This window comes from Glutamicibacter sp. NPDC090743, assembly GCF_044769125.1.
Lineage (GTDB): Bacteria > Actinomycetota > Actinomycetes > Actinomycetales > Micrococcaceae > Glutamicibacter.
On sequence record NZ_JBIVXE010000004.1, the window covers coordinates 397,399 to 424,203 of the forward strand.

26 protein-coding genes and 1 pseudogene are annotated in these 26,805 nt (G+C 60.4%); 10 read left to right on the forward strand and 17 right to left on the reverse strand.

The window, feature by feature from the left end; all coding sequences use genetic code 11:
* Positions 1–30: 30 nt before the first annotated feature.
* Positions 31–543 carry a hypothetical protein gene (locus tag ACIQTS_RS10610; RefSeq protein WP_402473263.1) on the forward strand — a complete coding sequence of 171 codons (513 nt, stop codon included), beginning with the start codon at positions 31–33 and terminating at the stop codon, positions 541–543.
* On the opposite strand, the gene ACIQTS_RS10615 is transcribed toward ACIQTS_RS10610, so the two are convergent.
* Positions 540–1,268: an SOS response-associated peptidase gene (locus ACIQTS_RS10615; RefSeq protein ID WP_105658253.1), complete on the reverse strand. Its 729-nt coding sequence runs from the start codon at positions 1,266–1,268 to the stop codon at positions 540–542. The two genes, ACIQTS_RS10610 and ACIQTS_RS10615, sit on opposite strands and share 4 nt — an antisense overlap.
* Before the next feature lie 127 nt (positions 1,269–1,395).
* Between ACIQTS_RS10615 and ACIQTS_RS10620 the strand changes: the two genes are divergently transcribed.
* Positions 1,396–1,674: a glutaredoxin domain-containing protein gene (locus ACIQTS_RS10620; RefSeq protein WP_105658252.1), complete on the forward strand. Its 279-nt coding sequence runs from the start codon at positions 1,396–1,398 to the stop codon at positions 1,672–1,674.
* 59 nt (positions 1,675–1,733) lie between these two features.
* Here ACIQTS_RS10620 and ACIQTS_RS10625 read toward each other — a convergent pair whose 3' ends face one another.
* The gene (locus ACIQTS_RS10625) at positions 1,734–2,471 is read right to left on the reverse strand and encodes a lipoyl protein ligase domain-containing protein (RefSeq protein WP_105658251.1); all 738 of its coding nucleotides are present in this window, start codon (positions 2,469–2,471) and stop codon (positions 1,734–1,736) included.
* 95 nt (positions 2,472–2,566) lie between these two features.
* On the opposite strand from ACIQTS_RS10625, the gene ACIQTS_RS10630 reads away from it, so the two are divergent.
* Positions 2,567–3,181 (forward strand): uridine kinase, encoded by a 615-nt coding sequence (locus tag ACIQTS_RS10630; RefSeq protein ID WP_402473267.1) that lies wholly within the window; start codon positions 2,567–2,569, stop codon positions 3,179–3,181.
* Here the strand turns inward: ACIQTS_RS10630 and ACIQTS_RS10635 are convergent.
* Positions 3,178–3,996, reverse strand: coding sequence for a thioesterase family protein (locus ACIQTS_RS10635; RefSeq protein WP_402473270.1), 819 nt, complete (start codon positions 3,994–3,996; stop codon positions 3,178–3,180). The genes ACIQTS_RS10630 and ACIQTS_RS10635 overlap by 4 nt on opposite strands.
* 72 nt (positions 3,997–4,068) lie before the next feature.
* Complete coding sequence (locus ACIQTS_RS10640) at positions 4,069–4,722, reverse strand: helix-turn-helix domain-containing protein (RefSeq protein WP_402473272.1); 654 nt, start codon at positions 4,720–4,722, stop codon at positions 4,069–4,071.
* Between ACIQTS_RS10640 and ACIQTS_RS10645 the strand changes: the two genes are divergently transcribed.
* Both ACIQTS_RS10645 and ACIQTS_RS10650 read left to right on the forward strand, forming a co-directional pair.
* Positions 4,721–5,656 carry an NAD(P)/FAD-dependent oxidoreductase gene (locus tag ACIQTS_RS10645; protein ID WP_402473275.1) on the forward strand — a complete coding sequence of 312 codons (936 nt, stop codon included), beginning with the start codon at positions 4,721–4,723 and terminating at the stop codon, positions 5,654–5,656. The genes ACIQTS_RS10640 and ACIQTS_RS10645 overlap by 2 nt on opposite strands.
* Before the next feature lie 677 nt (positions 5,657–6,333).
* The gene (locus ACIQTS_RS10650; RefSeq protein ID WP_013349123.1) at positions 6,334–6,537 is read left to right on the forward strand and encodes a cold-shock protein; all 204 of its coding nucleotides are present in this window, start codon (positions 6,334–6,336) and stop codon (positions 6,535–6,537) included.
* A gap of 613 nt (positions 6,538–7,150) precedes the next feature.
* Here the strand turns inward: ACIQTS_RS10650 and ACIQTS_RS10655 are convergent.
* From ACIQTS_RS10655 to ACIQTS_RS10695, 9 genes and pseudogenes are all read right to left on the reverse strand, one after another.
* Positions 7,151–8,422, reverse strand: coding sequence for an MFS transporter (locus tag ACIQTS_RS10655; RefSeq protein ID WP_402473278.1), 1,272 nt, complete (start codon positions 8,420–8,422; stop codon positions 7,151–7,153).
* A gap of 450 nt (positions 8,423–8,872) precedes the next feature.
* A complete protein-coding gene (locus ACIQTS_RS10660) occupies positions 8,873–9,232 on the reverse strand; it encodes a hypothetical protein (protein ID WP_402473280.1) in 360 nt (119 codons plus the stop codon).
* A gap of 532 nt (positions 9,233–9,764) precedes the next feature.
* The gene (gene nrdF, locus ACIQTS_RS10665; RefSeq protein WP_105658533.1) at positions 9,765–10,739 is read right to left on the reverse strand and encodes a class 1b ribonucleoside-diphosphate reductase subunit beta; all 975 of its coding nucleotides are present in this window, start codon (positions 10,737–10,739) and stop codon (positions 9,765–9,767) included.
* A 214-nt stretch (positions 10,740–10,953) separates the two neighbouring features.
* On the reverse strand, positions 10,954–13,092 hold the full coding sequence (gene nrdE / locus ACIQTS_RS10670; RefSeq protein ID WP_105658532.1) for a class 1b ribonucleoside-diphosphate reductase subunit alpha: 2,139 nt from the start codon (positions 13,090–13,092) through the stop codon (positions 10,954–10,956).
* A complete protein-coding gene (gene nrdI, locus ACIQTS_RS10675) occupies positions 13,089–13,574 on the reverse strand; it encodes a class Ib ribonucleoside-diphosphate reductase assembly flavoprotein NrdI (protein ID WP_105658531.1) in 486 nt (161 codons plus the stop codon). The genes nrdE and nrdI overlap by 4 nt, the downstream gene beginning before the upstream one ends.
* A 42-nt stretch (positions 13,575–13,616) precedes the next feature.
* Entirely contained in the window at positions 13,617–13,847 is a 231-nt protein-coding gene (nrdH, locus tag ACIQTS_RS10680; RefSeq protein ID WP_013349130.1) for a glutaredoxin-like protein NrdH, read from the reverse strand.
* Positions 13,848–14,361: 514 nt separating this feature from the next.
* Positions 14,362–15,099 (reverse strand): YggS family pyridoxal phosphate-dependent enzyme, encoded by a 738-nt coding sequence (locus ACIQTS_RS10685; protein ID WP_402473284.1) that lies wholly within the window; start codon positions 15,097–15,099, stop codon positions 14,362–14,364.
* A 75-nt stretch (positions 15,100–15,174) separates the two neighbouring features.
* Entirely contained in the window at positions 15,175–16,899 is a 1,725-nt protein-coding gene (gene poxB, locus ACIQTS_RS10690) for a ubiquinone-dependent pyruvate dehydrogenase (protein ID WP_402473287.1), read from the reverse strand.
* A 265-nt stretch (positions 16,900–17,164) separates the two neighbouring features.
* Positions 17,165–17,551 (reverse strand): annotated as a pseudogene (locus ACIQTS_RS10695) (Cmx/CmrA family chloramphenicol efflux MFS transporter); the annotation flags it as partial.
* An 84-nt stretch (positions 17,552–17,635) separates the two neighbouring features.
* Here ACIQTS_RS10695 and ACIQTS_RS10700 point away from each other — a divergent pair.
* Positions 17,636–17,995, forward strand: coding sequence for a cupin domain-containing protein (locus ACIQTS_RS10700; RefSeq protein WP_400289285.1), 360 nt, complete (start codon positions 17,636–17,638; stop codon positions 17,993–17,995).
* Here the strand turns inward: ACIQTS_RS10700 and ACIQTS_RS10705 are convergent.
* Entirely contained in the window at positions 17,992–19,053 is a 1,062-nt protein-coding gene (locus tag ACIQTS_RS10705) for a PLP-dependent cysteine synthase family protein (RefSeq protein WP_332488758.1), read from the reverse strand. The two genes, ACIQTS_RS10700 and ACIQTS_RS10705, sit on opposite strands and share 4 nt — an antisense overlap.
* A gap of 59 nt (positions 19,054–19,112) precedes the next feature.
* Here ACIQTS_RS10705 and ACIQTS_RS10710 point away from each other — a divergent pair, with 59 nt between their 5' ends.
* Both ACIQTS_RS10710 and ACIQTS_RS10715 read left to right on the forward strand, forming a co-directional pair.
* Positions 19,113–19,901: a hypothetical protein gene (locus ACIQTS_RS10710; protein WP_105661401.1), complete on the forward strand. Its 789-nt coding sequence runs from the start codon at positions 19,113–19,115 to the stop codon at positions 19,899–19,901.
* A 117-nt stretch (positions 19,902–20,018) separates the two neighbouring features.
* The gene (locus ACIQTS_RS10715; RefSeq protein WP_105658525.1) at positions 20,019–20,366 is read left to right on the forward strand and encodes a hypothetical protein; all 348 of its coding nucleotides are present in this window, start codon (positions 20,019–20,021) and stop codon (positions 20,364–20,366) included.
* Between the two features lie 73 nt (positions 20,367–20,439).
* On the opposite strand, the gene ACIQTS_RS10720 is transcribed toward ACIQTS_RS10715, so the two are convergent.
* Positions 20,440–22,977 (reverse strand): esterase-like activity of phytase family protein, encoded by a 2,538-nt coding sequence (locus ACIQTS_RS10720; protein WP_402473292.1) that lies wholly within the window; start codon positions 22,975–22,977, stop codon positions 20,440–20,442.
* A gap of 178 nt (positions 22,978–23,155) precedes the next feature.
* On the opposite strand from ACIQTS_RS10720, the gene ACIQTS_RS10725 reads away from it, so the two are divergent.
* Positions 23,156–24,001: a 3-hydroxyacyl-CoA dehydrogenase gene (locus ACIQTS_RS10725; protein WP_181148916.1), complete on the forward strand. Its 846-nt coding sequence runs from the start codon at positions 23,156–23,158 to the stop codon at positions 23,999–24,001.
* Here the strand turns inward: ACIQTS_RS10725 and ACIQTS_RS10730 are convergent.
* Positions 23,998–24,408 carry a hypothetical protein gene (locus ACIQTS_RS10730; protein ID WP_332595379.1) on the reverse strand — a complete coding sequence of 137 codons (411 nt, stop codon included), beginning with the start codon at positions 24,406–24,408 and terminating at the stop codon, positions 23,998–24,000. The genes ACIQTS_RS10725 and ACIQTS_RS10730 overlap by 4 nt on opposite strands.
* Positions 24,409–24,438: 30 nt before the next feature.
* On the opposite strand from ACIQTS_RS10730, the gene ACIQTS_RS10735 reads away from it, so the two are divergent.
* Positions 24,439–26,121, forward strand: a complete 1,683-nt coding sequence (locus ACIQTS_RS10735) for an ABC-F family ATP-binding cassette domain-containing protein (protein ID WP_402473296.1) — start codon at positions 24,439–24,441, stop codon at positions 26,119–26,121.
* Here ACIQTS_RS10735 and ACIQTS_RS10740 read toward each other — a convergent pair.
* Positions 26,118–26,738, reverse strand: a complete 621-nt coding sequence (locus ACIQTS_RS10740) for an AmiS/UreI family transporter (protein WP_400287998.1) — start codon at positions 26,736–26,738, stop codon at positions 26,118–26,120. The genes ACIQTS_RS10735 and ACIQTS_RS10740 overlap by 4 nt on opposite strands.
* Positions 26,739–26,805 lie beyond the last annotated feature (67 nt).

Below are 26,805 nucleotides of genomic sequence, written 5' to 3' on the forward strand. Positions count from 1 at the left end.
AAAACATCTGGTGATGGCAAGATTAAATACATGCCTTCAGATAAACGCTACAAGTCCGCCACTGCCTTATTCCTGGGCGCAGCAGTATTCATCATCGTCGGCATCGTCGTGCTGTGGTGGGACAGTCAACAAGAAGTAGTTTTCTACTCTGGATCCTATGTACCGCTGGTCGAAGACTCTGAAATCTACTTTGGCCCGGGTCCCGCCGAATTTCTCGGTTGGGTGCTGGCTTTGCTCGGCGTTGGCGCGCTGGGGATTGCCGGCGGCTTATCGCTTCGCCAGCTCGCTCGGTTCAAGGCCTGGTTCCTGATCGCCGGGCTGCTGTTGGCAGCAGGTGGCATCGGAGCACTGCTATGGGACTACAACCAGGTTCGAACCTTCGGCTGGTTCGCCTATGCCCCGCTGAGCGAAGCAGCATTCGTTCCTGACAGCGCAGCCCACGTCATGGGCGAGCTGGGACTTGTGGCAGGAACCCTGCTGGCCAGCAGCTACCTGGGGTTCCGGCTCGGGTCCAAGCCCAGCGGCTCAGCCATCCGCGGCTAAAACAGCGAGTTGCTGTGCGCCGCAATCAGCTCCGGCGAATTATTGCGCACATTGCCAACAGCGGTATCGACCTCATGCATAGTCCATTGGGAAGCCACATCGAAAGCTTCGGCGCGAATCTGCTCGATCAGCCCTTCACCGTCTTCCTCGGCAGGGTTCATCCACCGGCCCATCATCTCCTTGCCCAACGGAATGGGCAGGCGATCATGCAGGCCCGCAAGTTCGCCGAGCACCCCGGGCTCTTCCGCCGAAGGTGAATCCATGGTCATGATCGAGGTGGAAAGAATCCAGGACCCGTCCTGGTCCTTCCACCATTCGTAGAGGCCGGCGAAGAAGATCAGCTTTCCATCCTCGCGATGCACGTAGAAGGGGCGCTTTTTGCTGCCTTCTTTTTTCCATTCGTAATACCCTTCCACTGGGACGACGGCACGGCGCTTCTTCACCGCCGAACGGAAGGTCGGCTTGGTGCTGGCCGTCTCGCTGCGCGCATTGAAGGCGCGCACCCCGACCGCGAGCTCCTTGGCCCATCCTGGCACCAGCCCCCACCGTGCTACATGGATCTGGCGGTGCAGCTCATCGTCGATCAGCCGCTCGAGCACAACCGGCACGTCGGTAGTCGGAGCAATGTTCCAGGACTGGCGCAGTTCCAGATTGGCGTCCGCTTCCGCCTCGGCCTCTGCCACCAGATCGCCGATGGCTTTGGCCATCACATATCGTCCGCACATCGCCTACCCCTTAGAACCGGCATCAAGGAAAATCTGCTCCCCAGTCTAGCGAGCGGAGCAGAAGAATCCAGCGAACTTTTTCTACCCCTCCGGGAACAAAGTAAACATCATTGCCGTTACACCATGTATGAGCAACGAATTGAAGCTTGACCAGTACGTTCCCGCTGCCGGCGGAGTCACCATGTTCACCACCAGCTGGTGCGGCTACTGCCGCAACCTCAAGCGCCTGATGGACCAGAAGGGTGTCGCATACACCGAGGTGAATATCGAAGAAGTCGAAGGCACCGCAGAGATCGTCGAGGCGTTCAACAACGGCAACCAAACCGTGCCAACCCTGATCTTCCCGGACGGCACCGCAGCCACCAACCCGCGCATTGACGAGGTTGTTGAGCGAGTCGGCGCCTAGATCTGGCCGCGAACCAAAATCGGCACCCGCATCGGGTGCCGATTCTTTTTTAAGCTGTGCTAGATGCCTTGCAGCGTGGCGTGCTCGCTATATTCGTCGAGCAGCGCTGAAATAAATGCTTCGGTGGTGACAGCGGCGAGCAGATCATTAGCCGCGCCTACCGTCGTGGGATCCATTGGAATGCCCATTGCTTGGTAGACCCCATCGAGGACTTGCCGCAACGGCGCGGAATCCTCGACAACAAAGACCGAAGAGAACAGCCATGCCCCGGAAACCACACGCTGAGCTGTGCCTACCAGCTTCACTGGATAGTTGCGCGGCGATTTCCCATCAGGGAGGCCATGCACCGAATGATCTCCCGGGCAATACTCCCCCGGGATTGGCCCGACTTGCGCATTCACGCCAAGGCGCTGGAAAGCGTTGGCATACACCCTCGCGAAGACCTCGAAGCGATTCTGCTGGCGCATCACCGCCTCGGCTTCGGGCTCAATATGATCAACGATCAATGTACCCCGGTGATACGCGGCGGCCCGGCCTCCAGCTTTGCGCACCAAAGGAGCAAAGCCTTGCTGCTGCGCTACGTCACGAGCCGCCTCATAGCCCTCTAGCCGCACATCGCGCTGGCCGAAGGCCAGGGTCGGGTCCGGACGATAGAGCCGTAGCAGCGCGCCGCTTTCGCCAGATTGGACGCTGCGCAGCAGTTGCACTCCACGTTCTAGGTCAGCAGCCGGGTCTCCGCTAGGATTTTCGATTTCCACAGATAACGGCGCATCTGACTGGGGGTTCCACAAACTCATAAATCTGAGTCTAATTCAGCAATTCGCTCCAGGCGGAGCAGATGTCACAGCATCCGATTGCCGATGGCCGAGGTTTCTGGGCCATAATAAAAGGCGTGCCAAATTCTTCTACCCCTGTCATCCTGATCGGCGGACCGTCCGGCTCCGGCAAGTCCTATCTCGCGTCGAAATTCGGCCGACCCCACCTGCCGCTGGACGAGTTCTACCGCCAGATTAGCGAAGACGGGAATCCCGTTGATTTCCCCCGTACCGGTTACGGCGAAATCGATTGGGACAATTCGGCTACCTGGAATCAGGAAGCCGCACTGCAGGCTATCGATGATTTGCTCCACCGTGGTACCACTCGGGTCCCTAACTACTCGATCACGACCTCGAGCTACAACGGGCATCGTGAAATCGCTTGCGCAGACGGGCCGATTGTCGCCGAAGGCATCTTCCTCTACGAAATTCTTGAGCCGCTGCGCGCCAAGGGCATTAACGTCCAAGCGTATTACGTGGACGAACCGGCATTGGTAACTGCTCTTCGACGGTTCGTGCGCGATGTAGCACAGCGCCGGAAACCGGTCCTGTTCTTGGTCAAGCGCGGCTATGCACTTTTCCGGGCCCACGGTGCAGACCGGGAAAAGTACCGCCAGCGCCAGTTCACGCTGAAGTCCAAGCCTGAGCTCAAGAAGCTGCTGGCCAAGCTTTCAACCGGCGCATCGAGCTAGCGCGAACGGACCGTCAGGATCTGTTCAGCACGGCCGAAAGGGCCTGCTTCATCGTGCAATACCGTTGAGGTCAGGCCGATGCCGTCAGTGCCGAAGCTCTGCTGGACATCCAGGCCCAGCCACTTGCCCTCGGGCTTGCGGTACATGTGGATCTGCAGATCCACGTTCGGGTAGATCCAGGTTCCTTCCCCCGGATCCACGCGCGGCACCACACCGTTTGCCGTGTCGATCATTCCCACCAAGCTGGACAACGCTGTGGCGTCTCCTGTGTCGACGAGGTCATAAGGAGTACGCAGCCACGCAAAACCTCGACCCGGCCGCAGCTCATCATTGGCGCGCATCTCGATGGATTTGATGTAGCCGCCGGGCCACTGCTCACTGATTTCGCGCACCGCGCAGGCCTCTGGGCCTGGGATTTCCTTGTCTTCAACCCCTGCAACAGCACTGGTGTCACCCGTAATCACCCGCCATGCGCGCGCAACGATGCTGGTGCGGCCCTTGGCCGTCATTTCGGCCTCGATCAATTCGATCGTCCGGCCGGGACGGACCATTCGCGTTGAGATCTCGAATTCTCCGGCGTGAATAAGGCCATGGATCTCATAGCTGATCCGTGCGATGCGCATGTCTTCACGAGGCTGGAAATTTTCCAAGGCGTAGGCCAAGATTCCAGAGGCAGGACCCATGTGCTGCTCCTGGGGATTCCACGCACCTTGGGAATGCCACGACGATCGATAGCGACCTTCACCGAGTGCTTCGAAATAGAAATTGCCATCAGCTAGGACCTGTTCAAGCTCCTCGTTGAGCTGGTGCGTCATCGTTGCCCTCCTGGCCTCGCAGTGTTCAATACTCTGCCCTCAGGTTATCCAAGAGTAATTGAAATCACTAAACTAGCTGGCTGTGTCGTGCTCATGGGCTCGTTGGCCTGCATGATCCATGATTCCGAGCACCTCGGCAATGCCATTGACCGCCCACAGGGCATGAGGAGTCATTGTGTCGAACTGCGCAGATTGCCCCGCCTTCACGTGATAGGTGCGATCTCCTAGCTTTAGCTGGATTTCTCCGAGGAGCACTGTGAACCATTCCTTGCCCGGATGAATACGCAGCTCGGTGGGAGCAGGCGCCTGCGAAGGGTCGAAACGCATTTTCGACACATTCACCCCGTTAACTGCGTCATCGGTGGACAGCTTCCACATGGTTATCCCGGGCATCGAAATCGGCTCCGGGCGGATAATAATCTCGGCTTCAGAGGTCGATACGAGCTCATCCAAGCTGGTATTCAGTGCCTTGGCTATTGGAACCAGCTGGTCAAGGGCAATACGCCGGCCTCCCGTTTCAATCCTGCTGAGCGTGGAAACGCTCAGGGAAGCCTTGCTCGCCAACGATTCCAACGACCAGCCTAGGTTCTGCCGCAACGTTCTTATGCGCTGGCGGATGACTTGGTCAACTTCAAATTCTTGCGTCATGCGCAAAACGGTACACTCCACAGCGCAAAACGTCGATACCGTGGACACAACATCACAAATAGCAGGGAGAGGAATCATGGAACATTTCGAAGCGATCATTATCGGCGGCGGCAGTGCCGGGCTCGCGGCCGCAGTCGCATTGGGCCGCTCACGGCGTACCGTCCTGGTCATCGACGAGGGAAATCCGCGAAACGCGGCAGCGCAGCATGCCCACAACGTTCTGGGAAACGAGGGCATCAACCCGCTGGACCTCCTGGCCCGCGGACGGCAGGAAGCGATTGGCTATGGTGCGCGGATCATCGAAGGCGGGGTGGAGAACCTCACCGGTTCGCTGGACACCGGATTCAGCGTCTCTGCTGCAGGGAATACCTTTAGTGCCGAAAGAATCGTGCTGGCAACGGGCCTCATTGATGATTTGCCGTCGATTCCGGGGCTGGCCCAAGCATGGGGTGATACCGCGATCCATTGCGCATACTGCCACGGCTGGGAAGTGCGTGACCAGGAGATCCTGGTACTCGGAATCGGCCCCATGAGCACGCACCAAGCAATGATGTTCAGCCAGCTCAGCTCGAAGATCACCTTCGTCAACCACACCCCGGATGCATTGAACGATGAAAATCGCGCGACACTTGCCGCATTGGGAATACCGGTGGTTGAGCAGCCAGTGAAAGCAATCGGTTTCGACACCCAGGGGACTCTGGATTCAGTCACGCTCGCAGACGGCCAGAAGATCAGCGCTCAAGCTCTGGTAGTTGCAAGCCGAATGAACGCACAAGCCTCGCTCTATCTCAAGCTCGGCGGACAGCTTGCCGAGCACCCGCTTGGCACCTTCATCCAGGTCAATGAAATGGGTGCCACAGCCCTGCCAGGGGTTTATGCGGCAGGGAATGCCAGCAACCTAGGCGCGATGGTCATGGCAGCAGCCGCAGCCGGAACGATCGCCGGAGCAGCCATAAATGCGGATCTGCTCGGAAATCAGCTAGCTAAGGTCCAGGCGCAAGCGAATCCGTAACTGCTGGCTCTACCCCTTCGGGCACCGGCCCAAACGGGGTAGAGCCAGGGCCGCAGGGTGAGCATGAAAATAGCCCGCATCAATTTTCCGGAAAAATAATATTTACTAAAACACTAGTCAACAGGCAAATAACGAATGTCGATGCAACGATTTGCATTGCCAAAACGCCCAAGTATCACGCATCACGCCCCACGGACCAGCGATCAATGGTACGCTTGATTTGTTACCTCAACGGTTGCAGGTGTGAGTCCCCGCCAGTAATTGTTAGCAGTAGGATTTGTAGCACAGCCAACAAATCGTCTGTGCTTTACAAATCGGTTCATCGATCTTCAGATCGAATGAGCTCCTATCGAAACGAATTCTTCATCTTCTCTTCTTCACTGCAGATAAAACATCTCGACGACTCCGTACGTCACTTTTCTGTGGATTCCTTGTTCTACTCCGCTAGCGTGGGGTCATTACCCGTTAGCAGCCTGGAATCCGACGATGTTTAAGCAAGTGCAGCGACCCCCGTTTTGGCCGATACCGGCAAAATCAGTATTCGATTCTCCGTATCGACGGCAGGCGAATCGTTCTCGGCAGCTCTGCGCGAGGTAACCCCTAAATTTTCCGATTCGGAACTTCGGATCGGCAACCAGGCCACATCGTGGCCAATCAATAAATAAGGATATAACACTATGGCCACTGGCACCGTGAAATGGTTCAACGCTGAAAAGGGCTTCGGCTTCATCGCTCCTTCGGATGGATCGGCTGACGTCTTCGCACACTACAGCGCAATCCAGAGCTTCGGTTTCCGTAGCCTCGAAGAGGGCCAGACTGTTGAGTACACCCTGGAAGCTGGTCCAAAGGGCCCACAGGCAACCAACATCCAGGCTCGCTAAGAGACTTTCTTCAAAGGTGTAGTTCCCCGCAAGGTTGGAACTGCACCTTTGTTGCTTTTAACCGGTTCTTAGCTGCAGGCTTCGACCGGAGGTCGTTCGCGAAGAACCCCAACGCCAAGCAATCTACCTGGCAGTTCCGTCTGCTTCGGGGGCAAGCGGAAAGCAGCAGCTATCGGCATCGGTAGCCGGAATTCAGCTCGGAATTCGACTATCAACTGCACGGGCTAGTAGATTGCGGAAACTCCACTGTGGCGCCACGGCAATGAATCGAAAAGGGAGCTGCATTCGCGACAGGTTAGGAACGGTTGCCGGCGATCCGTTGGAGACCGGACTACTTGCCTGGGTAACTTTGCTGAACCCGATTCTTCGAATTCGCCCACCAGTCCCAGTTCATCGAGCACGTGCAAAGTTGACGGACAGATGGTGCCACCGCGAAAGTCCCTGAGGAACTCACGGTGCTTTTCATGAACCGCTACTGGCACACCGCTGCGAGCAGCATTAAACCGGCGGCCATTCCAGCCGGCCCTCCCCCAACTTTGATTGACTGCCTTCTGCCTGCCATGAATATGCTCTCCTTCATTTGAAGTGCCTATTACCGAATTGGATTTGCACCCTACTCGTGAACAGTTCCAGCGCTATTAGACTTCATATTCACAGCGATCATGAACATCGCGAAAATCAACAGCACCACGGCCAGTCCGCGGAACCCTACAGCTGCCAAAATTGGGCCAGCGGTGAGACCGCCAAGCACACCAGCCAGATTCATGCAGAGGTCCGACGTGCCCTGCAACTTCGGACGTTCAGCAAGGCCAACTGATCCAGTAATCATCGTTGCGCCTGCAACCGTCGACGCCGACCAACCGAGGCCTAGGCTAAGCAACGCCAAAGTTGTCACGGTATGGTTCTCTGCATTGCTCCATACCAAGATGCTTGCGGTAACCAGCAACGCCTGCCCGGTAAAGATGACCGTTCGTGGACCTAGCATATCTGTGAGCCAGCCAAAGACTGGTGAGAGCGCATACATTCCCGCAACATGGACCGAAATGGTGATCCCGATGAGCGTGAGGCTTGCCCCTTGATGCTGCATGTGAATTGGAGTCATCGACATCATGGACACCATATAAAGATGAGTCAAGGCGACGGTAAGCACGGCATGCCTGGCAGCAGGAGTGTTTCTTAGGATGCTCCAGCCGCGGCGGCGAAGCTGAACCTCGCTCGCTTGGGCAGCCGCCTGACGCTGTGCGATCTGCAACGGATCGGGACGCAAGCCCAGCCAATAAACAAGAACCCCTACCAGCTGGGCGCACATCGCAATAAGAAAGCCGCCGGTAAACGGTGGAAGGCTAATGAACTGCGCTAGCTCTTCTCCAGGTTCAAATAAATTCGGGCCGATGACTGCACCCGCAGTTGTTGACCACACAACCAGGGAAAGGTCACGGCCTCGTGTAGCCGTGGTGGACAAGTCGGTGGCAGCGAATCGAGATTGGAGGTTCATTGCCGAACCTGTTCCCAGAACCAGCATTCCAAGCAGCAGCAACGGCCAGTATCTCAGAAAAGCTGCGGCAATGATGACGACAACACCGCTGGCTGCCAGCAATGCGCCGGTCGACAGCGAAATACGCCGGCCGAACTTCTGGGCAAGCAATGCCAAAGGCAACGCCATGACGGCAGCACCTAAAGTATTCATGGTCGCGGCCATGCCAGCCAATGCATCGAGTCCGGAAATGCTTACGATCAGCAGCGACCCCAAAGTCAGGGTTGCGCCACCGCCTAGACCTCCAAGAATTTGTCCCGCAGCGAGGACGGAAATCGACTTGCGCCGAATCCGCTGAATCTGCTGGTCATCCAATGAACGCTGTTCATCCGAAGTGGATTCGATCTGCACATTGACTCCCCCGCATTTATAGCTACCTGTACTGTCTAAGTATCTACTATTTATCTCCGAGCATTAAGTGCGCCGCTGTGCATGACTATGGACCCACCGAAGCTGGGCTATAGCCGGAGTGGTCGCATCCCCATGAATTTCCAATTCAATGGGCTGGGTAACTCACATTGGTTGCGGATCCGCATCTTTCGACGCTCGAATAATACTGGCGTATCGCTCTGCCGGGTCAGCAGGCAGTCCCACTTTAAGTTCACGGTTCACATCAACAGCGAACACCTCTGCGGCTCCGGATTGGAGTCCATCTCGCGGTCTTCAGACCCCAGCTTGGCTGAGCCGTCGGCGAAGGCGCAAAATTTCGGACCCGTATGTGAGATCGGTCCTTTCGAATAGGGCAACGGCGGCGCATGCTCCTGTGGAAGCATACCGAGATTGCTATTACGCCTACTCAAGTTACTCGTTTTCGCGAATCGCTGCCGCAGGCAGCTTACCCTTCACTGTCTCAAGACCACTGCCTCCAAAGCTCAAAATACGTGCCTTGTCCGGCGCAGTCTCGATCGTTTCCATAACGTGCACCGCGAAGAGCGCCACTTGAGCTTCAAATGGTTCCATTTGAGGCCAGAACTCTTCGCCACCAGGTTGAGCCGCGTGATTGAGCACTTCTTCGAAAGTGCAGTCGAATGCGTATAGCTCTTGGGAGTCGGCATACCGCAAGAATACGTATCCATCTTCAGCAGGAGGCACAATAAAGACCTCGCCAAGCCCCGATAATTGGTGTTTCAATCGCTCCAGTTTGCCTGGCAAGCTAGGCATTTGGACCCCCATTCTTGCTTTGGCAGAGAACCATAATGATGCAGCGATCTGATTATTCGACCGCCGTGCTGAGGTCTCTCTCTTCTGCTTTTGTGGCCGAAGGAGTTTTTGCCTTAAGAGGCTGGACTCGCGTGGATGCTAGTCAAACCCCGTTGCTCACGATACCTGCGAAATCTCGCCATTTCGCGTTCATCTGCGGTTGCGGGCCAGGTTGCTTCCGCCCAAGCCATAATTCACCGCGATCTGGCGGTTGTCCTTGTCTCGATGGGGGTACTGCGAGAACGAGTTCCAGATTTCATAACCGCTGCTCACCGCGCAAACGGGACATTTGTCCACGCACCGGGTTCGCACGTGATAACTATTGGCGGTTCCAACACCACAGGAGCCCCAAGTTCTTGCTCGGTACACCGCTGACGTACCGTTAGCCCAGCCGGATACGTCAAGTTCGGAACTGTTTAAATGCCAGCAGGCCCGGACTCTGCATGAGTCCAGGCCTGCTGGCCATCACCAATTAGGCTGAAGATTTTCTAGATTAGAAATCCCAGTCTTCGTCTTCGGTGTTCACTGCCTTGCCGATCACGTACGACGAACCGGAACCGGAGAAGAAGTCGTGGTTCTCATCAGCGTTCGGGCTCAACGCAGCCAAAATCGCTGGCGACACATCGGTCACGGTCGACGGGAACATTGCCTCATAGCCCAGGTTCATCAGCGCCTTGTTGGCGTTGTAGTGCAAGAACTTCTTGACGTCCTCGGACAGGCCTACCGGATCATAGAGATCGTGGGTGTACTGGACTTCATTTTCGTACAGTTCATACATCAGCTCGAAGGTGTAGTCCTTCAGCTCCTGCTTGCGCTCCTCGGTCTCGTTTTCCAGACCCTTCTGGAACTTGTATCCGATGTAGTAACCGTGAACAGCTTCGTCGCGGATGATCAGGCGGATCAGGTCTGCAGTGTTGGTCAGCTTCGCATGCGAGGACCAGTGCATTGGCAGGTAGAAGCCCGAGTAGAACAAGAACGATTCGAGCAGGGTCGAAGCAATCTTGCGCTTCAGTGGATCTTCGCCGTGGTAGTAGCTCTCAATGATCTGAGCCTTCTTCTGCAGGTTCACATTTTCAGTGGACCAGCGGAAGGCTTCGTCGATTTCCTTGGTCGATGCCAAGGTCGAGAAGATCGAGGAGTAGCTCTTTGCGTGTACCGATTCCATGAAGGCAATGTTGGTGTACACGGCTTCTTCGTGTGGGGTGATCGCATCTGGAATCAGCGAAACAGCGCCAACGGTGCCCTGCAAGGTATCAAGCAGGGTCAGACCGGTGAAGACGCGCATGGTCAGCAGCTTCTCGTCTTCGGTCAGGGTTCCCCACGACTGGATGTCGTTGGACAGCGGCACCTTCTCCGGCAGCCAGAAGTTATTGACGAGACGGTTCCAGACCTCTACGTCCTTGTCGTCCTGGATACGGTTCCAGTTGATTGCCTCAACCTTGTTGGTGAGCTGAATCTTCTCGGTCATTGCCCCTCATCGAAAAGCTAAATCGTATTAAGAACTTTGCTTACAACTCTACCGTTCTTTCGAACGCCACCTGTACAGCAAGGCCCCAAGTTATTGTCAGATCGCTGACACGATCTGAGGTCGTTTTGATATGCAACAGCTGCCGTTGGACGAAACCATGCGGCAGCTGTTGCGTGATGCCATTGCCCGGCCAACCGGTCAATGGATCAAGGTCTTACAGTGCGCAGGAAACGCAGCCTTCAACCTCGGTGCCTTCCAGCGCAAGCTGGCGAAGGCGGATGTAGTACAGGCTCTTGATGCCCTTGCGCCATGCGTAGATCTGAGCCTTGTTGATGTCACGGGTGGTGACAGTGTCCTTGAAGAACAAGGTCAGCGACAGGCCCTGGTCTACGTGCTGGGTTGCGGCAGCGTAGGTGTCAATGATCTTCTCGTAGCCGATTTCGTAAGCGTCTTCGTAGAAGTCGATGTTCTCGTTGTTCATGTAAGGAGCCGGGTAGTAAACGCGGCCGATCTTACCTTCCTTGCGGATCTCGATCTTCGCTGCGACCGGGTGGATCGAGGAAGTCGAGTTGTTGATGTACGAGATCGAACCGGTGGGAGGAACTGCCTGCAAGTTCTGGTTGTAGATGCCGTGCTCCATGACAGAAGCCTTCAGCGCCTTCCAGTCTTCCTGGGTAGGAATCTGCATGCCGTCGAACAGCTCGCGGACGCGCTCGGTAGCTGGAGCCCATTCCTGCTCGGTGTACTTGTCGAAGAATTCACCGGAGGCGTACTTCGAGTTCTCGAAGTTATCGAAGGTCTCGCCGCGCTCCATGGCGATCTTGTTCGATGCAGTCAGTGCATGGAACAGGATCGTGTAGAAGTAGATATTGGTGAAGTCGATGCCTTCTTCGGAGCCGTAGTAGATGTGCTCGCGGGCCAGGAAGCCGTGCAGGTTCATCTGGCCCAGGCCGATGGCGTGCGACTTGCTGTTGCCGTCAGCAATCGAAGGAACCGAGGCGATGTAGGACATGTCCGAGACTGCGCTCAGGGCACGGATGGCGATGTCTACCGAGGTAGCCAGATCCTTGCCGTCCATGGCCTTGGCGATGTTCATCGAACCGAGGTTGCAGGAGATGTCCTTGCCGACGGTCTTGTAGCTCAGATCGTCAGAGAACTCCGAAGCGGAGGAAACCTGGAGGATTTCCGAGCACAGGTTCGACATGGTGATGCGGCCGGCAATCGGGTTGGCCTTGTTCACGGTGTCTTCGAACATGATGTACGGGTAACCGGACTCGAACTGGATCTCGGCCAGGGTCTGGAAGAACTCGCGGGCGCTGATCTTCGTCTTCTTGATCCGAGCGTCGTCTACCATCTCGTAGTACTTCTCGGTGACGGAGATTTCGCTGAACGGTACGCCATAGACGCGCTCGACGTCGTACGGGCTGAACAGGTACATGTCTTCGTTCTTGCGAGCCAGCTCGAAGGTGACATCCGGAATAACAACACCCAAGGACAGGGTCTTGATACGGATCTTCTCATCAGCGTTTTCGCGCTTGGTGTCCAAGAAGCGGTAGATATCCGGGTGGTGTGCGTTCAGGTAAACGGCACCTGCGCCCTGGCGTGCACCGAGCTGGTTTGCATAGGAGAAGGAATCTTCAAGAAGCTTCATCACCGGGATGACGCCGGAAGACTGGTTCTCGATCTGCTTGATCGGCGCACCGTGCTCACGCAGGTTGGTCAGCGACAGGGCAACGCCACCTCCGCGCTTGGACAGCTGAAGCGACGAGTTGACTGCGCGGGCAATCGATTCCATGTTGTCTTCGATGCGCAGCAGGAAGCAGGAGACGAGTTCGCCACGCTGTGCTTTGCCGGCGTTCAGGAAGGTTGGGGTGGCAGGCTGGAAGCGGCCTTCAATGATTTCATCGACCAGGTGCATGGCCAGCTTTTCATCGCCACGTGCCAGGTGCAGGGCAACCATGCATACGCGGTCTTCGTAGCGTTCCAGGTAGCGCTTGCCATCGAAGGTCTTCAGCGTGTACGAGGTGTAGAACTTGAAGGCGCCCAAGAAGGTTTCGAAACGGAACTTCTTGCCGAAGGCGTGCTTGAACAAATCCCGGATGAAGTTCATCGAGTACTGATCGAGGGTTTCACGCTCGTAGTACTCGTGCTTGACCAGATATTCAAGCTTCTCATCGAGGTCATGGAAGAACACGGTGTTGTTGTTCACGTGGTCCAAGAAGTACTGGCGAGCCGCGTAGCGGTCCACCTCAAACTGGATCTTTCCATCTGGTCCGTAAAGGTTCAGCATGGCGTTGAGGTCGTTGTAGCTCAAGCCCTGGAACTGGGCTGGGAGCTCCTTTGAGCTATTCATCGTTGCTGCCGGTTCTGCGACGCTGGTGTCCAAAAGGTTTCAAGCCCTTCTTTGACGTTGAGAACGTCTTCTGAGGTTCCCATAATTTCGAATGTGTAAAGCACGGGTACGTTGCATTTCTCGGCAATGCGTTTTGCCGCAATGCAGTAGTACTCGCCAAAGTTTGTGTTCCCTGCACCGATCACGCCGCGAAGATTCACGCGGTTCGCTTCATGCCGCAGGAACTTCATGATCTGCGGCATGATCGAGCGCTTGCCACGCTCTCCGCCATAAGTGGGTATGAGCAGCACGTATGGTGCAGTTGAGATCAGCTGCGGTTCGGTCGCATAGACCGGAATCCGTGCGGCATCCATCTCAAGTTTGTCCACGAAACGCTTGGTGTTCTCCGAAACAGATGAAAAATAGATCAGTTTCGAATCGGTGAGTTCCAGCGGTTCCTGGGCCTCAGCATTTTGCCTATCGGCAAGCGCTGCAGGTGACATTGCTTTTCGCCTCCACTACAAGCTAGCGGATGGAATTCTTGATTAGTTGGCTGGAGCCAGCAGCTCGATCTTGTCTGGGCGGAAGCCCGACCAGTGATCGTCATCGGTGATTACGACTGGTGCCTGCATGTAGCCCAAGCCACGAACGTGCTCCAAGGCTGCCGCATCCTGAGAGATGTCTACCTTGTTGTACTCGACACCCTTCTTATCCAGCGCGCGGTACGTAGCGTTGCACTGAACGCAGGAAGGCTTCGTGTAAACCGTGATGGCCATGTCCCTGATCCCCTTTAAAAAGTCTTTGTTTCGGCTAGGATCCCGGATTTTCGGAAAAGTCCTAGCCATCCTCTCGGATGCCTCAAAACCACTGTTTCGAGGTGCTTCTGGTGCGAGCCGCACCGACGGGTTCAATACTACATCTTGTGTTTGGCGGGTCAAGCGGCCACAACATGATGTATTACAAGTATGTCATTCATCCACGGCAACGTCCACAGGAACTGTGGATATTAACCCCCGATTAAACCGCGATTTCTCGCGGACTCGAGACCTTTGTCCACAGGTTGGCAGAAGTCCGCTGTGGGTTAAAAATTCTTCTTGTGAGATGTTCGTCGGCGTGTTCTGCACCCTCCATGTAGTTCGGGGTACACGGTGTGCACCACTACATGTAGTGTCGCCCCTGGCACCCACAGTTTGGCCGACGCGCGGCCGGCTGTGGAGAACGCGCAGCAAGGGCAGCTGGCGATTTGCCAGCTGCCCTTGCAACGAAGCTCAGTGGCGACGCAGAAGCGTCTTAGGCCGGGTAGGCGCGGGCACCGAAGATTCCCTGGCCTACACGCACGACGGTGGCCCCCTCGGCGATGGCCAGCTCGTAGTCGCCGCTCATGCCCATGGACAGGTGCTGGAAGCTTTCAGGAGCATCCTGTTGCAATTGGTCACGGGTTTCGCGCAGCAACGCAAAGCTGCCACGGATGGATGCTTCGTCCTTGGTATTTGCGGCCATGGTCATCAAGCCCACTGGCGTCAAGCGATCCAGCGGCGCCAAGCCGCCAAGCAAGTCCGCTGCCCCGGCAGCTTCGATGCCTGATTTGCTTTCCTCGCCGGAGGTATTGACCTGGATGAAGACTTCAAGCGTCCGATCCTCTGCCTCCAAACGGCGTTGCAGGGTCTGTGCCAGTTTCAGCGAGTCCAGGGCATGGAATTCATCAGCGAACTTCGCCACGAACTTCGCCTTGTTGGTCTGCAAGGGACCGATAATCGCATAACGCAGGTGCGGGAAATCCTCGCAGAAGTGCTCGTACTTGCCTTGGGCCTCTTGGACCTTGTTCTCCCCCAGCGTGTCCACACCGGCAGCAATGGCCAATGCCAAGCGATCGAAATCGATGGTTTTGGTGACCGGCAGCAGCCGAACTGAGCCAGCGTCGCGGCCGGCGGCCAGCGCCGCCGCGGCGATCTTCTGGTTGACAGCAGCCAGGTTGCGGGTGAAATCCTCGATGGTGGCCGCGTGGGTAGCGGCAAGTTGCGAAGCCAAAGCGCCAACTTTCTTGATGTCACAAACGTGTTGCTGGTGCCAAGGGCACCAGCAACAAGCATAGGCATAAAAGGGCTAGAACAATTGCCGCCAATTGGTTTTAGCCAGATTCAGCAGCTCGTCGCCACGCCCGGAGAGCACGGTGCGTATGGCATACAAGGCAAATCCCTTGGCTTGTTCCAACTTGATTTCCGGTGGCATCGACATCTCCTGGCGGTCGGTCACTACATCCAGCAGCGCAGGACCGTCATGGGCCAGGAATTCTTGCACCGTGGCTTCAAGCTGCGCCGAATCATCTACCCGGTAGCCCTTGAGCCCCGAGGCGGTAGCCACGGCCCCGAAGTCGGGGTTGTGCAGATCGGTGGCGTAGGTGACGAACCCGGCGGCCTTCATTTCCAGTTCCACGAAATTCAGCGAGGAGTTGTTGAACACCACGATCTTGATCGGCAGCTTGTTCTGCGTGGCGGTCAGCAGCTCACCGAGCATCATGGCCAATCCGCCGTCCCCGGCGAAGGCGATAACCTGACGCTGCCGGTCAATTGCCTGGGCGCCCAGGGCATGGCACAGTGCGTTGGCCATGGAACCGTGGTTGAAGGAGCCGAGCACCCGTCGCTCGCCGGTCATGGTCAGGTAGCGGGCCGCCCAAATCACCGGGGATCCCACATCGGCGGTGAAAATCGCATCCTCATCTGCGTGCTGGTCGATCAGCCGAGCCAGATACTGAGGATGGATTGCAGCACCCGGCTTGGAGGGCGTGGCGAGCTCGTCGAGCTTCGTACGGGTCTTGCGGTAATGCTCCACCGCTGTCTCCAGGTGCTTGCGGTGGGTCTGCACCGGCAGCAGCGCATCCAGAGCCGCCGCGGTGTCCTTCACGGTGCCCACCAGCGGGATGTCCACCCGGGTGCGCTTGCCGATCTGCTCGCCGCGGATATCCACCTGGATGATGGTCGCGTCGTGCGGGTAGAACTGCTGGTAGGGGAAGTCGGTGCCCAGCATCAGGAGCACGTCGCATTCGGCAATCGCCTTGGCGCCCGAAGCGAAACCCAGCAGGCCCGTCATGCCCACATCGAAGGGGTTCTCGTACTCGATATGCTCCTTGCCTCGCATCGCATGCACGATCGGCGCCCCGAGCTTGCCAGCCAGCGCGATCACCTCGTCATGAGCTCCTGCCACGCCCGCACCGGCCAGAATGGTGACCTTGCGCGAGCCTTCGAGGATCTCTGCGGTACGCTCCAGCTCGTCTTCATTGGGCAGCACCCGCGGGTTGGTCTTGGTGATTTCCTGGGTGGGCGTGCGTTCCATCTCCGCCAACGCGACATCGCCGGAAATCACCAGTACTGCCACGCCGCGCTTCTCGATGGCCTCGCGCATCGCAATGCGCAGCATGCGCGGCATCTGCTTGGGGTCGGAAACCTGTTCGGCATAGACCGAGCAGCCACGGAAGACTTCCACCGGGTGGGTCTCCTGGAAGTAGTTGGAACCGATCTCCTCGGTAGGGATGTGCGCTGCAATCGCCAGCACCGGCACGCGCGAGCGGTTCGCGTCGTACAGCCCGTTGATCAGGTGCAGGTTCCCCGGTCCGCAAGAGCCGACGCATACCGTCAGCTCTCCGGTGATTCCGGCTTCGGCCGCCGCGGCAAAGGCAGCGGCTTCCTCATGGCGGTGGTGGACCCATTCGATCCGCCCGTTCTCCCGCAATGAATCGGTCAAGCCGTTCAGGGAATCCCCCGGAAGGCCGTAAATCCGGCGCACTCCCTGGGTATCGAGCTGTTCAATCAGGTGGTCGGCTACGGTAGGCAAAACATTCCTCCTGCACACAATTTTCCAGTGGGTCTATTCTTCACCCTACTGCGCCAGCCACCTTGTGTCATGGGTTTTTGACGCTGCCGCAGGTTCCTCCCAACACACCGGCAGGTGGCGCACGCAACGAGCGCAAATTACGGGGCAACGCCGGCTACCCCGCACCGGTGCACCCCGCGGCGGATCATCGATGGGAGCCTGCCGTGGTATCCAACAGCATGCGCCGGCTCAGCAGCATGGCCAAGGGAGCGGCCGCCGACAATGCCGAGGCCGCGTAGAGCACCCGCGCAATCACGGTGCTGCCGACGCCGAAAATCAGGAAACCCTGGATGAAGACAAGGCAGAGCAGCGCCATGGGATGCGACGCGGTCCAAGCCAACACGACCCAACCGGCCAGCAGCAGCGGTCCTCCGGAGAAGAGCACCAGGCCCGGTCGCCGATCCGATAGGCGCCCTGCGCTGGTTACGCCGAGGAAGGATCCGAGCCCGAACAGGACCAGCGCGGCCCAAACCCATCCCTCGGCCACGCCGGCGGTGATAGCCGCAACCGGCGCAATGAAGGTGAACGCCGCGAAGGTGCCCCCGTTGACCCGCGCTCCCAGTGCCATGGCCAGGATGAGCGGCCGCGTGGCCAACTGGCTCAGTTCGGCACGCACCGCGTCACCGCCGGGTGGACCGGGGCGCTGCCCGCCATTGGATAGGCTGGAAGCTGCAGCAGAGAACTTCAAGGAGAGACGATGCCCGAACCGCGCCGCATGGCCAATACCACCGAGCTGGCCGCAGGAAAAACCAACGGAGCGATCTGGAAGCTGGAACCCGGGCAGCGCGACCTCGACGCCAACGTGATCTCGCTGGCCCCGTCCAGAGAGATCGGGGAGCACCAGGGCCCGGAGCTGGACGTGGTGCTGCACGTCTTCGCCGGCTCCGGGGTGCTGCATACCGCCAGCGGATCCATCGAGCTGGCCATCGGCGACATCATCTACCTGCCCGCCCGCTCCCAACGGCGCTTCGTGGCCGGCGAAGCGGGCCTGGGCTACTTCTCGGTGCACCAGCGCAAGAAGCGGGCCGGGCTCATGCCCGCACTGCGTGGCAGCTAGCTCCAGGCCCCGGTCTGGATGAAGCGCTCCAGCTGCGCGGCGTAGGGCTCCAGGTCCAGGCCCTGCTCGGCCACCCACTGCTCGTTGTAGTAGGTGTTCGCGTAGCGCTCGCCGGAGTCGCAGATCAGCGTCACCACCGAGCCCTGCTCGCCGCGTTCGAGCATCTGGGCGATGATCCCGAACGCCGCATAGAGGTTGGTCCCGGTGGAGCCGCCGGCAAAGTAGCGGGTCTTGGCGCGCAGGAAATGCATGGCTGCCAGCGAGGCGGCATCGGGCACCTGCACCATCTGGTCGATTACCCCTGGCACGAAGCTCGGTTCCACGCTGGGCCGGCCGATCCCCTCGATGCGCGATCCCTGCCCCGTCGCGTAGCCCATGTCCCCGGTGCGCCATCCCCCGTAGAAGGAGGAGCCTTCCGGATCGCCCACGCAGATCCTGGTTTCGTGCCGCTTGTAGCGCGCATAGCGCCCGAAGGTGGCGCTGGTGCCGCCGGTCCCGGCGCCGACCACGATCCAGCTGGGTATCGGGTGGGCTTCGGCGGCCATCTGCGCGTACACCGACTCGGCAATGTTATTGTTCCCGCGCCAATCCGTCGCCCGCTCGGCATAGGTGAACTGGTCCAGGTAGTAGCCGCCGGTTTCGGCCGCCAGCGCGCGGGCCGCCTCATCGACCTGGCCGGCCGCGTCCACCAGGTGGCAGCGCCCGCCGTAGAACTCGATCAGCTCGATCTTCTCGCCGCTGGTGGATTTGGGCACCACCGCGATGAAGTCCAGCCCCAGCATCCGCGCGAAGTACGCTTCGGAAACGGCCGTGGATCCGCTGGAGGCCTCCACCAGCGTGGTGCCTTCGCCGATCTTCCCGTTGACCAGCCCGTAGAGGATCAGCGAGCGTGCCAGCCGGTGCTTGAGCGAACCGGTGGGGTGCACCGACTCATCCTTCAAATAAAGCTCGATCCCCCAGTGGGCGGGAAGTTCGAAGCGATGCAGGTGGGTGTCGGCGCTGCGGTTCGCGTCAGCGTCGAGCAGGGAAATGGCACGGCGTACCCAAAGATCTGTCATGGCTCCACTCTAACCGTGGCGAACGGTTTTAACCCTTGCGGCGTGGTACCTTCGGAATCGTGAAAAGAAGGCTGGTTACCGGCGGTTATGCCGCCATCATCCTGCTCGGCTTGGGCTGGGCGGCGTGGGCGGTGCTTTCCGCCGCCGGGCTGGAAACACTCGCCGGCGGGTGGATGGGGCAGGACGCCACCGTCACCTCGGTGCCGCGCATCGGGCAGCTGCCCTGGTTCGGCCTGATGGCCGCAGTGGCGTTCTATGCGATTTGGCAATGCCTGCCGCAAGAACGCACCGGGTTCCATCGGCGGCTGCGCCCCTGGGTGCTCGGCGCGGTGCTGTGCAATGCGCTGTGGGTGGCGTTCTTGGAGCGCGACCGCATCGGCACTTCGCTGGTGTTCGGCCTGCTCCTGCTGGCATTGCTGATCCGCATCGTGGTGATGATCGGCAAGACCCCTGCCCTGCAGCAAGTGGACCGGTGGATTACCCGCGCCAGTTTCGGGCTGTTCACCGGGTGGCTTTCGGTGATCGTGCTGGCCGAAACCGTCGCCTTCGCCGCCCTGTCCGGGGCCGACGCCAGCTCCCTGATGTTCAAGGGCGCCTGCGCCCTGTCGGTGCTGCTCCTGGCGCTGTTCCTCAGCGCGGTGAGCTTCAAGAATCCCATGGGGATCTACCTGAACGCCGGCGCGCTGTGGGTGATCGGCTGGATCATCGTGGACCGCTACACCGGCCACGCCACCTCTCCCGGGTTTGCCACGGTGCTTTCGATCGCGGCGATCCTGATGCTGCTGTGCCTGCTCAGCGCGCTGCGGACCCGCATTCGCAAGCTGCGCCCGCCCGCAGCCTCCCAGTAAATTCCCAGTTCGCAGTCAGCGCAACGGCGCGGCCTTGAGTGCCCACCCCCGGATGGCTAGGCTGGGAGCTGAGACCTCAAGGTCCACCAGACTCAAGGTCCATCAGAGAGGAACAACATGTCGAAGACTGCCAAGAGCTTGAAGCAAGTTGAAAAGTCGCTGGCGAAACTCGCCAAGGCTGCCAAGGAAGAGCTGCCGAAGGAAATCCGTGGCGGCTGGAACGAGGCCGTCTCCGGTGTCAACACTGAAGCCATCAGCAAGGCCGGCGCCAACCTGATCGAGAATGTCGGCGGGAATTCCAAGGCCGCCAAGCGTGCCCGCGCCTCGGTGGAGAGCGCTGTGCAGGCCGCGCAGAAGAACCTCGCCGCCCAGGACAAGAAGTCCGGCAATGGCGGCAAGTTCCTGGTCATCTCGCTGATCATCGCCGTCGTGGCCGCGGTCGTGATTTCGCAGAAGAAGAACTAGCTGTCAATCCCGAAGGCGTGGCACCTGCATAGGTGCCACGCCTTCGCTGTTTTCCCGGTACCTTCCGTGCGGCCTACTTCGCGCGGGCCCGTGCGGTCTTGAGGGCCGCCGCCGCGCCGAGCAGCGCGATCACTGCACCCACCGGAATCAGCCAGAAGCTGTTCGCACCGGTGGCTGCGAGCTCTTCGCCGGCTTCCGGCTGGGCTGGCCGCGTCTCCTGCGGCGCCTGGGGCGCCTGGGACTGGCCGGCTTCCCGGGTCGGCTCCGGGACCTGTGCAGGGAATTCCCCGCTCGGCTGCGGCGACGGGTTCCGGGTTGGTTCCGCGGCTAGCTCTTCGTCCTGGTCCTTGCCCTCTTCTTCGCCGGGCTCCTCGCTGGGTGCCTGGCCGGCCAGATCGAACACTTCATCCGCCGCACCGAGGTTCGCGAAGACGGTCTCGCCGGTGGCCTCATCCACCGCATCGTTATCGGTCACCACGTAGACCTGGCCATCGGCTACCGCCAGCCCCTCCAGCTTCTCCTGGGTCCAGCCGCTGGTTTCCTGCAGGACCGGCAGCGCATCGGCCGCCAGCTTCTTCTGCACCAGCGGCACTTCTCCTGCCTGGGCCTGCGGAAGCCGGAACTGGTAGACCGCCTTGTGCTTGGCGTCCGGCCCCACCTGGTTATCGCGCTCGATCACCGCGTAGGAGCCATCGGGCAGCGCGGTGATTTCCGACAGGCCATGCCATGCGCCTTCGGCTGCCGGGTCCAGCTGGTAGCCGTACCAGCTGAACTCGCCGGTGGACGGGAGGTATTTGCCCAGGCGGACGACGTCCTCGCCGGGCAGTTCGCGCTGCACCGCGAACACCACTTCTTCCTGCTTCCCGGACCCGGTCGCGGCGATGCCTTCCAGCCCGTGCTTGCCCAGCCCTGAAAGTGCAGGCAGCGCGATTTCTTCCTGCACCGCACCGGCCGCGTCGATGAGCACCAGCAGGTTGTCCGCCCCGGTTTCCCCTTCATGGGCGGCCCAGAATCCGCCGTCCGCGCGCGCGGCAATGCCTTCCAGATCCAGTTCGACGCTGGCCGAGGTGACCGCCATCGAGGATTCAACGGTGGCCGGGGTCCCGGTTTCCAGGGTGTAGATGCGCGGCTGGTACGCGTTGTCGCTGACCGCGAAGAGCTGCGAAGCATCGGCCGGGTTGGCCGACAGGCCGCTGAGCGCACCGAAAGGCACCGGATCGGCGGCATCCGAGGACAGCTGCGGGAACTGCGGCGCGGCGGCACCGAAGGAGTACAGGGACACCGCCGAGCGCACCTGGCCCTCATCGGTTTCCGAGGCGATGGCCAGCAGGTTGCGCCCGGGGATCGGCAAGATCCCTTCCGGGCCGTTGGTAGTCGGCAAGCTTTGCAGATAGCGCGGGCTGGATGGCTCGGACAGGTCGTACACGGCCACGAAGTTCCCGCGTTCGGCCGCGATGAATCCGTAGTCCACGCCGCCGAATTCGGCGGTGGCCAGCCCTTCGGGCTCAACGCCCTTCTTCCCTGCGCGCTGCTCCGGGAACAAGCCCTGGGATAGCGCGAGGTGCTCGAAGCTATTGCCGGCATCCCACACCACGTCGCCGGTGGCGGAATCGAAGATCGTGAATCCGCGGCTGCCGCCCTTCCAGTCGCCCTCATTGGCCGTGGCCAGATAGCCGTCCTGGATCCAGCCGATGGCATCGGGCTCGCGCGGCACGCCCTTCAGCTCCCCGCTGGGATCGAGCACGCCGTCCTTTTCGGTGTCGATCCCCGCCAGATCCACGGTCCCGGTGCTGAAGGCGCCGGTAATCCCGCCCGAGGCCAGGTCCACCAGCACCACGCCGTTGTTTTCCTGGAGGGTTGCCGCCAGCTGGTTCTTCTCGTTGATCGTGACGTACTCGGGCTCGGGGTCTTGCGGGGTGTCGAGACCGGCCGCGGCCAGCAGCGGCAGCGCAATCGGTTCGGTGCGCGAACCGGAGGTGAGCGGGACTTCGCGCAGCTTCCAGCCGGCCGGGTCCGCGCCTTGCAAGTCCATGATGGCGATCGATCCGGCCGGGGCTTGCGGCAGCGCGCCTTCGCCGGCATCCTCGTCGCGTTCATTCTCGATGGCGATGCCCGCGTAGGCACCGTCGGCAGACAGCGCGATGGAATCGGGCTGGCCTGGCAGCGCAAAACTGTGCACCAGCGTGCGGTCGGCAATCCGCACCACATCCACCCGTCCCGAGGGGTCGCTGTAGCTGGCCGAGGTGTTCACCACCACGAACACGTAGTCGCCGTAGGCGGCCACGCTGGTGGGCTCGTCCTCGGCGCTGCCCAGCTGGTGCAGGCCCAGCAGGCCCAGGCCCTTCGGTGCGGCAGGGTTGGAAATGTCCAGGAAGCCGACGCTGCGCGAGAGCGCATCGGAGTAGATCAGCGTGTTACCGTCCGCCGATACGGTGGAGATTTCTGCGGCGGTCTGGGCCGCGGCGCCCTCGGGATGGTTCTGGTAGACCGGGTAGGTGGCCTCGCGTTCGAAGTACTCACGCGGGTCCGCGGCGGCGGCTAGCGGCGACAGGCTCGCGGCGATGACGGCGGCGGCCAGGACTCCCGGGGCCTTCTTGGATATGCGGTGCACGTAATTCTCCCCCATGCTGGTTGCGGATGACTCCCCAAGAGTTCCAGCACCACCTAGCCAGAAAGTGAATCTTCGGCAACTGGCAGCCAACCAGCAGGTGTCGGGCGTTCTCCCGCTCACATTTAGTTGAAATTGCGCAACTAAAAGCGGAGAGTGAAGCTATACCCCAAGGAGAATCATGGAACTGCAACGCATCACCGTTCTGGGCACTGGCGTGCTCGGCGCACAAATCATCTTCCAAACCGCCTACCACGGCTTGCCTGTCATCGGCTACGACATCAGCGAGCAAGCGCTGGCCGCCGCAAACCAGCGGCTGGATGCCCTGGTTGCGCAGTACGCCCAGTACTTCGGGAACCCGCAGAAGGCCCAATCCGCCCGCGAGTCCATCGAACTGACCAGCGATCTGGCCGACGCGGTGCGGGAGGCCGACCTGGTCATCGAGGCGGTGCCCGAGAATCTGGAGATCAAGGCGCAGACCTACCGGAAGCTGGCCGTGCTGGCCCCCGAACAGGCCATATTCGCCACCAATTCATCGACCCTGCTGCCCTCGGATATCGCCGAATTCACTGGCCGCCCCGGACAATTCCTCGCCCTGCACTATGCCAACCACATCTGGTCCAACAACACCGGCGAAGTCATGGGCACACCAGCAACCTCCCCCGAAGCCTACGAAGCAGTGGTCGATTTCGCCGAGCGTACCGGGCTGGTCGCGATCCGGGTGCTCAAGGAGCAGCCGGGCTACGTGCTGAACTCGCTGCTGGTCCCCTTCCTGCAGTCCGCCAGCCACCTGCTGGTCAACGGGGTCGCCGATGCGCAGACCATCGACAAGACCTGGAAGCTGGGCACCGGGGCACCGCATGGGCCGTTCGAGATCTACGACATCGTGGGGCTGAACACCGCCTACAACATTTCCCGTGCAGGCGATGCAACCAGCCAGAAGTTCGCCGAGCTGCTCAAGACCCAGTACATCGACCAGGGCAAGCTCGGCGCGGCGGCCGGCGAAGGGTTCTACAAGTACAACTAGCCGCCGCGCGGCGCGCCACCAGGCAGGGGCGCGCCCTCATCCCAGTCGGCCAGCGGCGGAAGGCTCTTCGGATCCGCTACTTCCAGTCCCACCACGATCCAGTCGTGGTCGAAATCCGTGCCTTCGGGAACATGCAGGGTATCGACCACCGGGACAGGGCCACCTGCCAGTCCCCCGGCCTTCGCCGCACGTTCATGATCCCGGTACTGGATGCGCACCACCCGGGCGGCGACTGCTGCCACGGGCACCCCCGTGCCATCGAAGGTGCCGTGGTCATCGAGCTCGAAGGAAATTTCCCCGCGCCCATTGCGCACCTGGGCCAGCTGCCAGCGCACGTGATCGCCTACCGAAAACGCTGAATGGCAGCAGGCATGGAGCGCTCCGTAGATTTCTACTGTGATCTGCATGTTCGGCAATCTACCCGATAGGATTGCCAGGTGGCCCATATAGACGTGACAGACATCCAGTATTTCCTTTCCGACGGCACCCAGCTTCTGGGCGGTGCGGCCTTCAAGGTCACCGCCGGCTCCAAGACCGCGCTGATCGGACCCAACGGCACCGGCAAGACAACCCTGTTCAAGATCATCGCAGGAGACCTGAAGGCCGACGAAGGCTCCATCAACCGCACCGGCACCCTGGGCATCATGCGCCAATTCGTCGGGCAGGTGCGCGACGACTCCACGGTGAAGGACCTGCTGCTGTCCACCGCCGCACCGGCTTTGGCCCAGGCCGCCGCCAAGGTCGCCGAGTACGAAGCCAAGATGCTCACCAGCGAGGACGAGAAAGTCCACATGCGCTACGCCGAGGCGATCATCGAGTGGGGCGACGCCGGCGGCTACGAGCTGGAAACCACCTGGGACAAGGTCTGCATGGCCGCCTTGGGCATCGGGTTCGACAAGGCCCGGGACCGGCTGGCGCGCACCCTGTCCGGCGGCGAGCAGAAGCGCCTGGTCCTCGAAGCGCTCTTCGAAGGCAACGACGAACTGCTGCTGCTCGACGAGCCGGATAACTACCTTGACGTGCCCGGCAAGCGCTGGCTGGAAGAGATCATGTCCCGCTCCAACAAGACCGTGCTGTTCATCAGCCACGACCGCGAGCTGCTGGACAACGCCGCCACCCGCATCGTGACCCTGGAACCGGGCCACGGCGGGGCCACCGCCTGGGTGCACGGCGGCGCGTTCGGCTCCTATGTGGAAGCCCGCAAGGAGCGCAACGAGCGCTTCGAGGAGCTTCGCAAGCGCTGGGACGAGGAGCACGCCAAGCTCAAGGAACTGGTCAACATGTACAAGACCAAGGCCGCGTTCCGCTCCGACATGGCCAACCGCTACCAGGCGGCCACCACCCGGCTGGAGAAGTTCCTGGAGGCCGGCCCGCCGCAGGCGATCCCGCTGGAGCAGAACGTGCAGATGCGGCTGAAGGGCGGGCGCACCGCCAAGCGCGCGGTCGTGGCCGAAAAGCTCGAGCTGACCGGCCTGATGAAGCCCTTCAATACCGAAATCTGGTTCGGCGACCGGGTGGGCGTGCTGGGTTCGAACGGCTCGGGCAAGTCGCACTTCCTGCGCCTGCTGGCCTCCGGCGGATCCGATCCGGAGCGCGAGCACCTGCCGGTCTCCGATGTGGTGATCGCCCCGGTGGCGCATGCCGGCACGGTGAAGCTGGGAGCGCGCATCCGCCCGGGCTACTTCGCCCAGACCCACAGCCGCCCGGACCTGTTTGGCCGCACCCTGCTCGAAATCCTGCACCGCGGCGACGAGCACCGCTCCGGAATGCCGCGCGAGGCAGCGGCCGGAGCGCTGGATGGCTACGGGCTGGCAGCGCAGTCCGAGCAGAAGTTCGAATCGCTTTCCGGCGGCCAGCAGGCGCGCTTCCAGATCCTGCTGCTGCAGCTCTCGGGGGCAACCCTGCTGCTGCTCGATGAGCCCACCGATAACTTGGATCTGCATTCGGGCGAAGCGCTGGAACGGGCCATCGATGCCTTCGAAGGCACCGTGCTGGCGGTGACCCACGACCGCTGGTTCGCCCGCGGCTTCGACCGCTTCCTGGTCTTCGGCTCCGACGGCACCGTCTACGAGTCCGACGAGCCGGTCTGGGACGAGGCCCGGGTGCAGCGCAAGCGCTAGGCTGCCTCCTGCATGGAGCGCCAGGTGCTGCGGGCTTTCCAGCAGCTGAATCCGGCGGCCGCGGCCAGCACGCAGAGGGCGGTCCAACCCGCAGCCGGCGACGTGGACCACCGCTCGTTCTGCGCGAACAGCGCCGGGATGGTGCTGCTCGGGATGCCGGCGCTGAGCATCAACCATGCGGTGGCCACGGGCACCTGGACCGGGCCGAGCCGGCGCAGCCCCAGCCCGTCGGAGAGGAACAGGCCCAGCCACATCAGCGCCCAGGCCAGCCAGATGACCGCGAACAGCGGGTCCGGGCCGATGGACAGCACGCTCTTGTAGAGCGCGATCGCGGCTACGAACGCGCTGAACCAGCCCAGCGTGGCCGGGTCGAAACCGGACAGGGTGTTGAACCCGACCAGCAGATAGGTCATCCCGAACAGGTAGCTGGGCCAGGTGGCATTGACCAGTGCGATATCGCTGCCTGCCTGGCTGAGTATCAAGGTCGGCAACATGATCTGCAGCGCGCCGACCATCAGGTTGAGCACCGCCGCCGAGCGGGCCGGAATCCGGCCCAGCCCCACCAACGCATTCACACTCAGAATCAGTCCTACGAATACGAGCCCCACATGGGCCATCTCATCCTCCACTCGCGAAGGGCACCCACGCCTGGCCGGTCGCCCACTGAGCTCAGTTTCAGCGCAG